The organism is Marinobacter sp. BW6 (genome assembly GCF_008107725.1).
Classification (GTDB): domain Bacteria; phylum Pseudomonadota; class Gammaproteobacteria; order Pseudomonadales; family Oleiphilaceae; genus Marinobacter.
In genome coordinates, this window is record NZ_VIRN01000054.1 from 98,319 (window position 1) to 111,261 (window position 12,943).

A 12,943-nucleotide genomic window follows, 5' to 3' on the forward strand; every position below is an offset into this window, starting at 1 on the left:
CGTCATACGCGACCCGAAATCCAAAAATTGTTCCGGGAGCGAATGATGAGCAACTTGCCTGATTACCTCAGCGATTCCGCCCAGGTGGATTCCGCCGCCATTAAACCTCTGCCAAGTTCACGTAAAATCTACGTACAGGGTAGCCGACCCGATCTGCGGGTGCCCATGCGGGAAATTACCGTGCAGGACACGCCAACCGAGATGGGCGGTGAAAAGAATCCGCCGGTTGTGGTGTACGACACGTCCGGCCCCTACACCGATCCGGAAGCGACGATTGACCTGCGCAATGGCCTGGAGCCTTTGAGAGCTAAGTGGATTGCGGAGCGCGGTGATGTGGAACAACTCCCCGATTACTCCTCGGAATTCACCCGCCGCCGCATGAAAGATCCGCAGCTCGACCCGCTGCGGTTTATGGATGAGCGCAAACCCGTGCGTGCCAAGCCTGGCCATAACGTTTCCCAGATGCATTACGCCCGTCAGGGCATTCTTACCCCGGAAATGGAGTACATCGCCATTCGGGAGAATATGAAGCTGCAGGAAGCTCGAGAGCAAGGGCTGTTGAAAGATCAGCATCCCGGTCAGTCCTTCGGCGCCAGCCTGCCTCCGGAAATTACGCCGGAGTTTGTTCGTGATGAGGTCGCCCGAGGTCGGGCGATTATCCCCGCGAACATCAACCACCCCGAAATCGAGCCGATGATCATCGGTCGCAACTTCCTGGTGAAAATCAACGGCAATATCGGTAACTCTGCAGTGAGCTCTTCTATCGAAGAGGAAGTGGAGAAGCTGACCTGGGGGATCCGTTGGGGCGCCGACACCATCATGGATCTGTCCACCGGCAAGAATATCCACGAAACCCGGGAGTGGATCATCCGTAACTCCCCGGTTCCCATCGGCACCGTGCCTATATACCAGGCCCTGGAAAAAGTCGGCGGCGTGGCCGAAGACCTGACCTGGGAAATCTTCCGGGATACGCTGATTGAGCAGGCCGAGCAGGGCGTGGATTACTTCACCATCCACGCGGGTGTTCGCCTGCATCATGTGCCGATGACGGCCAAGCGCACCACCGGCATAGTCTCCCGTGGCGGTTCCATCATGGCCAAATGGTGCCTGGCTCATCACGAGGAAAGCTTCCTGTACGAGCATTTCGAAGACATCTGCGAAATCATGAAGGCCTACGATGTGTCCTTCAGCCTCGGCGATGGCCTGCGCCCCGGCTCCATTGCCGATGCCAACGACGCGGCGCAGTTTGGCGAGCTGGAAACCCTGGGTGAACTCACCAAGATCGCCTGGAAACACGATGTGCAGTGCATGATTGAAGGGCCGGGCCATGTGCCCATGCATCTCGTGAAAGAGAACATGGACAAGCAGCTCGAATGCTGCGACGAAGCGCCGTTCTACACCCTGGGCCCGCTGATCACGGACATTGCCCCGGGCTACGACCACATTACTTCCGGCATCGGTGCCGCCATGATCGGCTGGTACGGCTGCGCCATGCTTTGCTACGTCACGCCCAAGGAACACCTGGGGCTGCCCAACAAGGATGACGTGAAAACCGGCATCATAACCTACAAGATCGCCGCCCACGCCGCTGATCTGGCCAAGGGGCACCCGGGCGCCCAGGTTCGCGACAATGCGCTCTCCAAGGCCCGCTTCGAGTTTCGCTGGGAAGACCAGTTCAATTTGGGACTGGACCCGGATACGGCCCGCGCCTATCACGACGAGACTTTGCCGAAGGAATCCGCCAAGGTGGCGCATTTCTGCTCCATGTGCGGTCCCAAGTTTTGCTCCATGCAGATTTCCCAGGAGGTTCGGGATTATGCGAAGGAGCACGGCCTGGACGAAATATCCGCAGTGGATGCCGGCATGCAGGAGAAATCCCGCGAGTTCGTAGAGTCCGGGGGTAAGCTTTACGACAAGGTTTGAGCTTGAAGTAATACCCAACTAAAGGCTATCGTTCCAAGTCGATTCAACGACCGGACAAAAAATGGCCAAACCGTTCCAGTTCAAAGCCGACGACGTCAACGTCGAAAAACGTGAAACCGTCTTCCAGGGCTTCTTCCGCATGGACAAGCTCTGGTTGACCCACCCGCGTTTTGATGGCCGGGACATGCCGGTATTTACCCGCGAACTCTTTATTCGTGGCGACGCCACCTGTGTACTTCCCTACGATCCGGAACGGGACGAGGTGGTTCTTCTCGAGCAGTTTCGCCTTGGTGCTCTGGGCCGGTATCAGTCGCCGTGGCTGCTGGAGCTCGTAGCCGGTATGAACGAAGACGGAGAGAGTCCTGAAGAAGTCGCCCAACGTGAGGGCCAGGAGGAGGCCGGGCTTACCTTTGAACCGCTGGAAAAAATCTGCGATTACCTGGTATCACCCGGTGGCAGCACCGAAATGATTCACCTGTTTTGCGGGCGCGTGAGCACCGAAAATGCAGGCGGTCTATATGGTATGGAACATGAACACGAGGATATCCGTGCCCATGTGGTGTCATCCGACGACGCCATAGCGATGATCCACGATGGTCGTATCAACAACGCGGCCGCCATTATTGCCTTGCAGTGGCTCGAGCTGAATCGGGCCCGTTTGAGGAAAGGGTGGCAGTGATGGGCGAGTGGACCATGAAACCCAGGCGGTACGTTCCGGATCTCAGGCAACTTGGTGCCCTGTGTGACGGAAACTATCAGAGGCTACAGAAGCTGAGGCAACTGGAAGTGGACGGTAAGCCCGTCTGCGAATTTGAGCTGCACCGGGAGAACCATTACCTGGGACGAGTCCGGATTCAGGTGCTCCAGACCGCAAAGTTCACCGAAACCCTTTTGCTTGAGCAGGTTCACAATTCCGGGCGTTGGTTGAACAACCCTCAAATGACCGTGCGGGTCTACCACGACGCCAACATGGCGGAAGTGATCAGCTGCTATCGTGATCGCCAGATTGCCCCCGTCAACGATTACCCCAATCGCTTCATGCACCATCCGGATGAAAAGGTCCAGGTCAATGGTTTCCTCGCCGATTGGCTGGACTACTGCCTGCGCTTTGGTCATCTGCCCATGGAACATGCAGCCTGGTCTGCCGGTGAAGGCGTTGACTGAGGCGGCCTGTTACAGGCTTATCCTGTACTAAAGTGGTGTGGCTATGGCTCACCGATGTGCCATAGTTGTCAAAAATTGCAATATATCGTCTAAGCCTTGCCAGAATGTGACCCCGGTTCGATTCGAAAGTGATAAATCTGTGAATCGGCGTCGTACACTTGTGCTCAGACCACGTATTGCCAGCGAGTAGATCCAGAACGCCATGACCACGAAGGAACAAGCCCGGCCACTGCGGGTACTTCAGCTGACTGATCCGCACCTGATGGCGCGTGCCGATGGAGACCTTTTGGGTGTCAAAACCCGGGAAAGCCTGCAGGCGGTTATTGCAGAAGTGCTGAAAATACACGGCCAGCCGGACCTGATTCTGGCTACCGGAGATCTTGCCCAGGATGGGTCGCTGGAAGCCTACCGCGTATTTGGCGAGAGCCTGAGCGTATTTTCCTGCCCATCAGTCTGGATTGCCGGTAACCATGATCATGCGGATAACCTGGTTAAAGCCGCTGGCGAGTACAATGCCTGCCACCGTCATGTGATCCGGGGAGGCTGGCAGTTCGTCATGCTGGACTCTTCCGTGCCCGGTAAGGTTTTTGGCGCTCTGGCTGAATCCGAGCTGGACTTTCTTTCGGAAACGCTTGAGCGGCATCCGGACTTACCGGCAGTGATTGCACTTCATCATCACCCGGTGGATATCGGCTCTGACTGGATGGAGAAAATTGGCCTCACCAATCGAGATGCGTTCTGGCAGGTGGTCGATCGATTCCCTCAGGTCAGGATCGTGTTGTGGGGGCATATCCATCAGGAGCATGAGCGCGAACGCAACGGCGTGCAACTGATGGCCACGCCGTCCACCTGCATTCAATTCACTTCCGGTTCCAGCAAGTTCTCGGTTGAGGATTTGCCGCCGGGCTACCGCTGGTTCGAATTCCACGATTCCGGCGACTTCGCCACGGAAGTCCGCCGGGCCGAAGATTTCCAGTTCGAACTGGATCAGAACAGCTCGGGTTACTGAATACTTTCCCTTAGTTCCCGGGCGGCAGCGACCATGCTTCTAAGGGCAGGGCGGACCTCTTCCCACTGACGAGTCTTAAGGCCGCAGTCCGGGTTCACCCATAGCCGCTCCACCGGTATCCGCTCTGCCGCCTTTATCATCAATGATCGAATCTGCTCGCTGTCAGGAATATTCGGTGAGTGGATGTCATAGACCCCGGGCCCGATGTCGTTCGGATACTGGAAACCACGGAAGGCGTCGAGAAGCTCCATGTCCGACCGGGAGGTTTCGATGGTAATGACATCCGCATCCATCCGGGCGATGGCTTCGATAATGTCGTTGAACTCTGAATAGCACATGTGAGTGTGGATCTGGGTTTCGTCGCGAACGCCGTTGGCGGCTATGCGGAATGCGTCGATGGCCCAGTCCAGATAGCTCTTCCAATCGGATTGCCTAAGCGGCAAGCCTTCCCTCAGGGCGGCTTCATCGATCTGGATAATTCTGACGCCCGAGGCTTCCAGATCAAGCACCTCCTCCCGGATAGCCAGTGCCAGCTGCAGGCAGCTCTCCTGTCTTGACTGATCGTCCCGAACGAATGACCAGTTAAGGATGGTGACTGGGCCGGTCAGCATCCCCTTCAGAGGCTTTTCCGTGAGAGATTGGGCATAACGGGTCCACTCGACGGTCATTGCCTTCGGGCGTGAGATGTCGCCGAACAGGATCGGTGGTTTTACGCAGCGGGAACCATAGGACTGAACCCACCCGAACTGGCTGAAGGCATAGCCGTCCAATTGTTCGCCGAAATACTCGACCATGTCGTTGCGTTCGGCCTCGCCGTGAACAAGCACATCGAGCCCCAGGGCTTCCTGCTCGGTAATGCAGTGGCGCACGTGCTCGCGAATCCGGGCGTTGTAGTCCGCCTCCGTGAGTTCGCCCTTGTGGAACTGCAAGCGGGTCTGGCGGATATCCCGTGTTTGGGGAAAGGACCCGATGGTAGTTGTAGGGAAGCGTGGCAGGCCAAGCTTCTGTTGCTGTATGGCGATGCGGTCCGGGTATGGGCTTTGCCGCTGGCCGAGTGCCGGTCTGACGTCTTTGAGTCGGGCCTGGACAGACGCGTTATGGACTCGCTCTGACGTTTTCTGACTGTTGATGGCTACGGTCGATTCCACCAAGCTTTTTTGAACGGCTGCTCTACCGTGATTCAATGCGGTGGCTAGAGTATTCAGTTCATCCAGTTTCTGGGTAGCGAATGCCATCCAGTTGCGGATTTCCGGGTCCAGCTTTTCTTCGCTCGAGAGATCGACAGGCACGTGGAGCAGTGAGCAGGATGGCGCGAGCCAGAGGCGGCCACCCAATTTTTCGTGGACCGGTTCCAGCCAGTCCAGGGTCTTCTCAAGATCCGTTCGCCAGATATTCCGGCCATTAATGATGCCCAACGACAGTTGCTTGTGGGGCGGTAGCCAGTCGACCACCCGGGCGACTTCCTGTGGGGCACTGATGGCATCCAGGTGCAATCCTGCCACGGGCAACTCACAGGCTAGCTGCAAGTTTTCTCGCAACTCACCGAAGTAAGTGGTTACCAACAGCTTCGGAGCGCTGGTCTTGAGGTGGTGGTAGGCCAGGCTGAATGCGTGGCGCCAATCTGCGTCGAGGTCGGTGACGAGAGCGGGTTCGTCTACCTGTACCCAGTCCACGCCATGCGCGGCAAGCACATCCAGAAGCTTTGAATAAACGGGTAGCAGAGACTCCAGTAGCGAAAGCCGATCATGTTCGTCTTTGGTTTTGCCCAACCAGAGATAAGTGACCGGTCCGATAATTACCGGCTTCGGTGCCAGCCCTTGGGCTCGCGCCTCTGTGATCTGTTCGATCAGCCGGTCGGCCTTGAGCTGAAAGCGGGTGTTCTGGTGGAACTCAGGCACGATGTAGTGGTAGTTGGTGTCGAACCATTTGGTCATTTCCCCCGCCTGAACACCGCAGCAGGCCGACTCATGCCCGGAACGGCCCCGGGCTACCCGGAAATAGCGATCGAGTTCGCTACCTTCGGTGTCGTTCAACCGCTCAGGCAGATTGCCCAGGGTGAAGCTCATGTCCAGCACCTGATCGTAGAAGGAGAAGTCGCCAACAGGCACACGACTGAGGCGTTGCTGGCTATGCCAATGCCTGCGCCGAAGGCCGGCACCGGTAATCTGCAGTTCGTCCTCTGTGATCTGGCCTTTCCAGAAGGCTTCCTGGGCAAATTTCAACTCTCGGCGGGCGCCAACTCGGGGGAACCCGAGGTTATGCGTGGTTACCATGGTCTTTCCTCTGCTTGATCCTGTGGTTTGCAAGAAAATGCAGAATATCGGGCTGGTGAAATGAAGAATAATGGTATTATTTCAGGTAACGATGAATATTGGTCATATATGGAGTGTCGATGATCGAGCGGAGCCATCTGGAGATTCTCAGGGCGGTCAATCAGCAGGGTTCTCTAACAGCAGCTGCCGAGCGCCTGCATCTGACCCAGTCTGCCCTCAGCCATTCCATTCGTAAGCTTGAGCAACAGCTAGGTACCGACATCTGGGTGCGTGAAGGGCGGCAGCTCAGGCTCACTCAGTCTGGTGACTATTTACTGTCTCTCGCGAACAGGCTGTTGCCGCAGATGGAACATGCGGAAATGCTGATCGGTCAGTTTGCCAAGGGCCAGCGTGGCACGCTGCGCATCGGTATGGAGTGCCATCCGTGCTATCAATGGTTGTTGAAAGTGGTCGGGCCCTACCTGGAAGACTGGCCGGGGGTAGATGTGGATGTAAAACAGAAATTCCAGTTCGGTGGTATTGGTGCGCTGTTTGGTCACGATATCGATATGCTGGTGACTCCGGACCCCCTGCACCGCCCGGGTCTGGTCTTTGAACCGGTGTTCGACTACGAGCAGGTGCTTGTGGTGGCAGCGGACCACGCGCTGGCAGGTAAGGGATGGGTTGAACCCGAGGATCTGGAGAAAGAAACCCTGATCACCTACCCGGTGGAAATCGAACGGCTGGATATCTATACGCGGTTCCTGCTGCCGGCTCACGCCAGCCCGGCAAGGCACAAAACCATTGAGACCACCGATATCATGCTGCAAATGGTCGCTGCAGGCCGCGGAGTGGCTGCGCTTCCGCGCTGGCTGGTAGAGGATTACAGTGCCCGGATTCCGGTTCGACCGGTTCAATTGGGCGAGGCGGGGATCCCGAAACAGATCTTCCTGGGCCTTCGCGAACGCGACCGGGGCGTGGATTACCTGAATTCGTTCATGAAGCTGGCAAGTGAGGTTCGCTGGAGTTAACGTCTTCAGTTAAACTGCGCAAAAAATTCGTTCAGGAAACCAGACTATGAGTGAGATACCCGCAGACCTGAAATACATTGAGACCCATCAATGGGTTCGCGTGTCCGATGACGGCACGGCGACGGTCGGCATAACCGATTTTGCCCAGGAGCAACTGGGTGATGTGGTATACATCGGTGTTCCGGATGTTGGCACTACCGTAAACGGTGGAGAGGAAGCTGGCGTGGCGGAGTCTGTAAAGTCGGCTTCGGATGTGTTCAGTCCTGTGACTGGTGAGGTTATCGAGGTGAATGAGAGTCTCGAGGATGAGCCGGAGAAGGTGAATGAAGATCCCTATGGTGACGGCTGGCTTTACAAGGTCCGGCTTGAGGATGCTGGTGAGCTGGATGGCCTGATGGACTCTGCGGCTTATGCGGAGCATGTGGCTGCCGAGGGATAAGACCACCGGTTGATCTCCGTGCAGGAGCGTGCGGGCAGGGCTGTCGAAAACACGCTCCTTGCGGCACGTCCATGTGACGCTTGGGCTCCGCCATCCATGGCTCCGCACAGTTTTCGACAGCCCTGCCCGCCCACTCCCGTGCTTCTGTGCGATGCCTCGTGAATTTCAATCGCGCATCCTTTTACCCTTGTTTGGCTGATATTTTTCATGAATTTTCCGATTTTGTATCTTCGAAAAGGCGCAGAGCGCCGTCTTCGTGCTGGTCATCTCTGGGTTTACAGCAATGAGGTGGACACCCGCCGCAGTCCGCTGACGGATTTCGAGGCCGGTGTTCAGGCGGAGCTTCGGGCTTCCAATGACAAGCCTTTGGGTACGGTGTTCGTGAACCCTCATGCGTTGATTTGTGGCCGTTTGATCAGTCGGGACCCGGGCCACGGTATGACGCCGCAGCGGTTGACCCAGAGGATGGAGGCTGCGCTTGCACTTAGAGAGCGGCTTTTTGACAAGCCGTTTTACCGTTGGGTGTTTGGCGACAGTGACGGGCTTTCGGGGCTGGTGATTGACCGGTTTGATTCCACGGTGGTGGTGCAGATTTCCACGGCCGGCATGGAGATGATGAAGGAGGCGGTTGTTCGGGCGGTGCAGCGGTTGGCACACCCGGAGGCGATCATCCTCAAGAACGATGGCAAGATGCGCAAAGTGGAGGGGCTGGATACCTACGTGGAGCAGGCCCATGGCGCTGAAGTGAGTCTGCTGGAGGTGGAGGAGAACGGTGTTCGGTTCGAGGTGCCGTTGGAAGGCGGCCAGAAGACGGGCTGGTTCTATGATCATCGAATGAATCGTGCCCGCTTGCAGGCCTATGCGCCGGGCAAGCGGGTGCTGGACGTGTTCAGTTATGTCGGTGGCTGGGGCATTCAGGCGGCTTGTGCCGGGGCCACTCAAGTGACCTGTGTCGACAGTTCGGCCGGCGCCATTGATTCGGTTCACCACAACGCCAGGCTTAACGGTCTGGACAATGTGGAAACCATTGAGGGCGATGCCTTCGAAGCCCTGAAGGCGCTGGCGGATGAGAAGGAGAAGTTTGATGTGGTGGTTCTTGATCCGCCGGCACTGATTCCCCGGCGCCGGGACCAGAAAGCGGGGGAAGAGGCCTATGCACGGCTGAATCAGTTGGGTCTGAGGTTGCTCGAGCGCGACGGCATACTGGTGTCCGCATCCTGTTCCATGCACCTGTCGCAGGAGAAGCTGGTGGACATCATTCGTGGCAGCGGCCGTAAGATTGACCGCTTTGTCCAGTTGCTGGAGCAGGGGCATCAGGCCCCGGATCATCCGGTGATTCCGGGTATTCCCGAGACCGATTACATCAAGTCCTGCTTTGTTCGTTCACTGACGGGGTTCTTTTAATCCCGTCATTAACCCCGCAGTGACATCACTTTCCAGCCGTTGTCCCGGGCAAATTGCTCCAGGGTCGGGTCCGGGTCGACGGCGACCGGGTTATCCACTTTCTTCAGCAGCGGCAGGTCGTTGTGGGAGTCGCTGTAGAACCACGCCCCCTCCAGTGTCCTGTTGTGGGCGGCCAGCCAGTCATCCAGCCGCGTTACCTTGCCATCCTGAAAGCTCGGAGTGCCAGCCACTTCGCCTGTATAACGGCCGTTGACCAGTTCCGGTTCGGTGGCTATCAGGTGTTCGATGCCGAGGGCCTCGGCAATGGGCTCGGTCACGAAACGGTTGGTGGCAGTTATGATCATCAGGGTGTGGCCCTGCTCCCGGTGGCTGTCCAGCAGCGCATTTGCACTGGCCTGCATCATGGGACGCACCTTTTTCTCCATGAAGGCTTCCCGCCAGGTTAGTAGCTCGCCCATGTTGTGGTTTGCCAGCGGCTGAAGGGCAAAGCCCAGGTAATGCAGGATATCCAGCTCGCCGTTCAGGTATTCCTGATAGAAGCGGTCGTTGGCAAGGCGGTATTCCTCGGCATCGACAATGCCTTCCTCCACCAGAAAATCGCCCCAGGCGTGGTCGCTGTCGCCGGCCAGAAGGGTGTTGTCCAGATCAAAAATTGCGAGCGTCAAGCGGTTACCTCCGGTGTTCACAGGACTTGCAGGAAAGCGCCAAGTCTACCATGACCTGTCCCCGACGGCTCCGTTTGCCGAACCCTTGGGATTCTGTAAGAATGAGAGCAACTTGGACAAATCCGACCGGTGAATTTTTGAACCGGTCCACCGACTTTTAAGAGGACTGTGCCGTGATCGATTCAGACGGTTTCAGACCCAACGTCGGAATCATTCTGGCCAATCACAGAGGAGAAGTTCTCTGGGCAAGGCGAATAGGGCAGGACTCCTGGCAGTTCCCCCAGGGTGGCATCAAACATGATGAATCCCCTGAGGACGCACTGTACCGGGAGCTTGGAGAGGAAATCGGCCTGTGTGCAAAGGATGTTGAAATCATCAGTTGCACACGAGGCTGGCTGAGGTATCGACTCCCGAGGAGGATGGTACGCCAAAACTCCCACCCCGTTTGTGTGGGCCAAAAACAGAAATGGTTCCTGCTGAGGATGTTATCACCGGACGCGCAGGTTTGCGTGGACGGTACGGATTCACCGGAGTTCGACGGCTGGCAATGGGTAAGCTACTGGTATCCGTTGGGCCAGGTGGTCTCATTCAAACGAGAAGTATATCGACGCGCGCTGAGAGAGCTTGCGCCGCGGCTGTTCTACGACATGGATCAGTTGCACAGGGCGGAGCAGAATCAGCGTTTACAAGAACACCAGAAATGACGGACTGACACCGCCATGCTGAGCATTCTGCGAAGTCTTGTACAAGAGGTAAACAGTGCCCGCGATTTGCAGGAGGCGCTGGATATCATTGTATCGCGGGTGCAGAAAGCCATGGGAACCGAGGTCTGTTCCGTTTACCTCCTTGATCCGGCCACCAATCGCTACATTCTAATGGCCACCGAGGGGCTTTACCGCAAGGCGGTTGGCCAGGTGAGCCTGGCTTACTCCGAGGGCCTCGTCGGGCTAGTGGGCTCCCGTGAGGAGCCCATCAACCTGGAGGATGCCCCTTCTCACCCGCGCTACCGTTATTTCCCGGAGACAGGTGAGGAGCGATTCCGCTCTTTCCTCGGTGTTCCGATCATTCACCATCGCCGGGTTCTGGGCGTGCTCGTTGTCCAGCAGCGGGAGAGTTCCCGGTGCTTTGATGAGGGTGAAGAGGCCTTCCTGGTCACCGTTTCCGCTCAACTGGCGGGGGTCATCGCCCACAGCGAAGCCACCGGCGCCATCAGTGGACTCTCCCTGACCGGAGAGGAGACCCACGATGTCAGCTTCAACGGTGTGCCCGGTGCCCCCGGCGTAGCCATCGGCGAAAGCGTCGTGGTGTATCCGGCAGCGGATCTGGATGTTGTTCCGGAAAAACCAACCGAGGACATTGATCAGGAGTTGGCCCTTTTCCGATCGGCAGTTACAGCAGTTCGGGAAGATATAGAACGTGTGGCCAAGCGTCTGGCTTCTCAGTTACGCCCGGAAGAGCAGGCCCTGTTCGACGTTTACTTGAGAATGCTGGGCGACGATGCTCTGCCCGGAGAGGTGGCTAACAAGATCCGGGAAGGTATCTGGGCCCAGGGCGCCCTGAAGCAGGTGGTTCAGCAGTACATTCGTCATTTCGAGATGATGGATGATCACTATCTTCAGGAACGCGCTGTTGATATCCGGGATCTCGGTCGCCGCCTGCTGTCTCACCTGCAGGAGGGTGAGCAGAAACACTTGAATTACCCCGAGCGGACGGTGCTGGTCAGCGAAGAGCTGACGCCAGCCATGCTTGGGGAGGTTCCCAAGGGGCAGTTGGTGGGGCTGGTGTCGGTCAAGGGGTCCAGTAACTCCCACGTAGCCATCCTGGCCCGAGCCATGGGCGTGCCCACAGTCATGGGGCTGGTGGACATTCCTGTGAATCAGCTCGATGGCAAGGAGCTGATCGTTGATGGCTTTGAAGGCCAGATATTTGCCTCACCTTCTGCGGACCTCCGCTCCTATTATCAGGCGATCTGTGACGAAGAAGACGAGCTGATCCGGGGGCTCGAAGTCCTCAAGGACAAGCCTTGCGAAACCACCGATCACCATCGAGTCTCACTATTGGTGAACACCGGTCTGATGACCGATGTTGTTCGCTCGCTCTCCCACGGTGCCGAGGGTATCGGTCTGTACCGGACCGAAGTGCCGTTCATGATCAAAGACCGGTTCCCCTCCGAGCAGGAGCAGCGTGAGTATTATCGGGAACAGCTTGAAGCCTTTGCGCCCAGCCCGGTGACCATGCGGACGTTGGATATCGGCGGCGACAAGGCGCTGACCTACTTCCCGATCCAGGAGGAGAACCCGTTCCTTGGTTGGCGAGGTATCCGGGTAACCCTGGATCATCCGGAGATTTTCCTGGTGCAGGTCCGGGCTATGCTCAAGGCCAGCGAGGGCCTGAACAATCTCCAGATCATGTTGCCAATGATCTCCAATATCTCGGAGGTGGAGGAGTCCCTGCACCTGATCTACCGGGTGTATCACGAGGTTCGAGAAGAGGGCTACGACATTCACATGCCCAAAGTGGGTGTGATGGTCGAAATCCCCGCTGCCGTTTACCAGATTCGGGAACTTGCGGACCGGGTGGACTTTCTCTCTGTTGGCTCAAACGATCTGACCCAGTATCTGCTGGCGGTGGATCGTAACAACCCCCGGGTTGCGCAGCTCTATCATTCCTACCACCCGGCGGTGCTTCAGGCGCTGGTGCGCATTGCCCAGGATGCGCACTCGGTGGGCAAACCGGTTGGCATATGCGGCGAGCTGGCGGGTGATCCCGGTGGGGCGCTGCTATTGATGGCGATGGGGTACGACTCCCTGTCCATGAACGCGGCCAGCTTGCCGAAGGTCAAGTCGGTGATTCGCAGTGTTAGTCGGGAATGGGCCATTCAGTTGCTGGAGGACGTATTACTGCTGGATTCGCCTCACGTCATCAAGAGCTGCGTCGATCTGGCGTTGCGAAATGCCGGCTTCGGCCGCTATCTGCGGCCAGGCAAGTCAACGGCCATGGCGGTATCGGAGGCCGCCGTTTCCTGATCACTGGCACGGTTTTCGGCAATATAGGGT

11 protein-coding genes are annotated in these 12,943 nt (G+C 57.4%); 9 read left to right on the forward strand and 2 right to left on the reverse strand.

Translation table 11 applies throughout. The annotated features are described in order from the left end of the window. Nucleotides 1-45 precede the first annotated feature (45 nt). The 4 genes from thiC (at nt 46) to cpdA (ending at nt 4,096) form a co-directional block, all read left to right on the forward strand. Nucleotides 46-1,923 carry a phosphomethylpyrimidine synthase ThiC gene (gene thiC / locus FMN52_RS05265; protein WP_148607614.1) on the forward strand — a complete coding sequence of 626 codons (1,878 nt, stop codon included), beginning with the start codon at nt 46-48 and terminating at the stop codon, nt 1,921-1,923. A 61-nt stretch (nt 1,924-1,984) separates the two neighbouring features. Further along, on the forward strand, nt 1,985-2,602 hold the full coding sequence (locus tag FMN52_RS05270) for an NUDIX domain-containing protein (RefSeq protein WP_148607615.1): 618 nt from the start codon (nt 1,985-1,987) through the stop codon (nt 2,600-2,602). Further along, complete coding sequence (locus FMN52_RS05275) at nt 2,602-3,087, forward strand: DUF1249 domain-containing protein (RefSeq protein WP_148607616.1); 486 nt, start codon at nt 2,602-2,604, stop codon at nt 3,085-3,087. Before FMN52_RS05270 ends, FMN52_RS05275 begins: the two co-directional genes overlap by 1 nt. Before the next feature lie 202 nt (nt 3,088-3,289). Continuing rightward, on the forward strand, nt 3,290-4,096 hold the full coding sequence (gene cpdA / locus FMN52_RS05280; protein ID WP_148607617.1) for a 3',5'-cyclic-AMP phosphodiesterase: 807 nt from the start codon (nt 3,290-3,292) through the stop codon (nt 4,094-4,096). Here the strand turns inward: cpdA and metE are convergent. After that, nucleotides 4,090-6,369, reverse strand: a complete 2,280-nt coding sequence (metE, locus tag FMN52_RS05285; protein ID WP_148607618.1) for a 5-methyltetrahydropteroyltriglutamate--homocysteine S-methyltransferase — start codon at nt 6,367-6,369, stop codon at nt 4,090-4,092. The genes cpdA and metE overlap by 7 nt on opposite strands. A gap of 119 nt (nt 6,370-6,488) precedes the next feature. On the opposite strand from metE, the gene FMN52_RS05290 reads away from it, so the two are divergent. From FMN52_RS05290 to FMN52_RS05300, 3 genes are all read left to right on the forward strand, one after another. Next, nucleotides 6,489-7,379 (forward strand): LysR family transcriptional regulator, encoded by an 891-nt coding sequence (locus FMN52_RS05290; protein WP_148607619.1) that lies wholly within the window; start codon nt 6,489-6,491, stop codon nt 7,377-7,379. Between the two features lie 46 nt (nt 7,380-7,425). Next, nucleotides 7,426-7,818 (forward strand): glycine cleavage system protein GcvH, encoded by a 393-nt coding sequence (gene gcvH, locus FMN52_RS05295; RefSeq protein WP_148607620.1) that lies wholly within the window; start codon nt 7,426-7,428, stop codon nt 7,816-7,818. A gap of 207 nt (nt 7,819-8,025) precedes the next feature. After that, a complete protein-coding gene (locus FMN52_RS05300; RefSeq protein ID WP_148607621.1) occupies nt 8,026-9,222 on the forward strand; it encodes a class I SAM-dependent rRNA methyltransferase in 1,197 nt (398 codons plus the stop codon). An 8-nt stretch (nt 9,223-9,230) separates the two neighbouring features. Here the strand turns inward: FMN52_RS05300 and FMN52_RS05305 are convergent, their stop codons facing one another. Continuing rightward, nucleotides 9,231-9,887 (reverse strand): HAD family hydrolase, encoded by a 657-nt coding sequence (locus tag FMN52_RS05305; protein WP_148607622.1) that lies wholly within the window; start codon nt 9,885-9,887, stop codon nt 9,231-9,233. Between the two features lie 173 nt (nt 9,888-10,060). Between FMN52_RS05305 and FMN52_RS05310 the strand changes: the two genes are divergently transcribed. Together FMN52_RS05310 and ptsP are read left to right on the forward strand one after the other, a co-directional pair. After that, the gene (locus tag FMN52_RS05310; protein ID WP_148607623.1) at nt 10,061-10,591 is read left to right on the forward strand and encodes an RNA pyrophosphohydrolase; all 531 of its coding nucleotides are present in this window, start codon (nt 10,061-10,063) and stop codon (nt 10,589-10,591) included. A 15-nt stretch (nt 10,592-10,606) separates the two neighbouring features. Next, complete coding sequence (gene ptsP, locus FMN52_RS05315; RefSeq protein WP_148607624.1) at nt 10,607-12,913, forward strand: phosphoenolpyruvate--protein phosphotransferase; 2,307 nt, start codon at nt 10,607-10,609, stop codon at nt 12,911-12,913. Nucleotides 12,914-12,943 lie beyond the last annotated feature (30 nt).

Excerpts from the sequence above, each read along its gene's own strand:
- cpdA (WP_148607617.1), top strand. The coding sequence starts at position 3,290 with ATGACCACGAAGGAACAAGCCCGGCCACTGCGGGTACTTCAGCTGACT.
- FMN52_RS05270 (WP_148607615.1), top strand. The coding sequence starts at position 1,985 with ATGGCCAAACCGTTCCAGTTCAAAGCCGACGACGTCAACGTCGAAAAA.
- FMN52_RS05275 (WP_148607616.1), top strand. The coding sequence starts at position 2,602 with ATGGGCGAGTGGACCATGAAACCCAGGCGGTACGTTCCGGATCTCAGG.
- ptsP (WP_148607624.1), top strand. The coding sequence starts at position 10,607 with ATGCTGAGCATTCTGCGAAGTCTTGTACAAGAGGTAAACAGTGCCCGC.
- metE (WP_148607618.1), bottom strand. The coding sequence starts at position 6,369 with ATGGTAACCACGCATAACCTCGGGTTCCCCCGAGTTGGCGCCCGCCGA.
- FMN52_RS05300 (WP_148607621.1), top strand. The coding sequence starts at position 8,026 with ATGAATTTTCCGATTTTGTATCTTCGAAAAGGCGCAGAGCGCCGTCTT.
- FMN52_RS05290 (WP_148607619.1), top strand. The coding sequence starts at position 6,489 with ATGATCGAGCGGAGCCATCTGGAGATTCTCAGGGCGGTCAATCAGCAG.
- gcvH (WP_148607620.1), top strand. The coding sequence starts at position 7,426 with ATGAGTGAGATACCCGCAGACCTGAAATACATTGAGACCCATCAATGG.
- thiC (WP_148607614.1), top strand. The coding sequence starts at position 46 with ATGAGCAACTTGCCTGATTACCTCAGCGATTCCGCCCAGGTGGATTCC.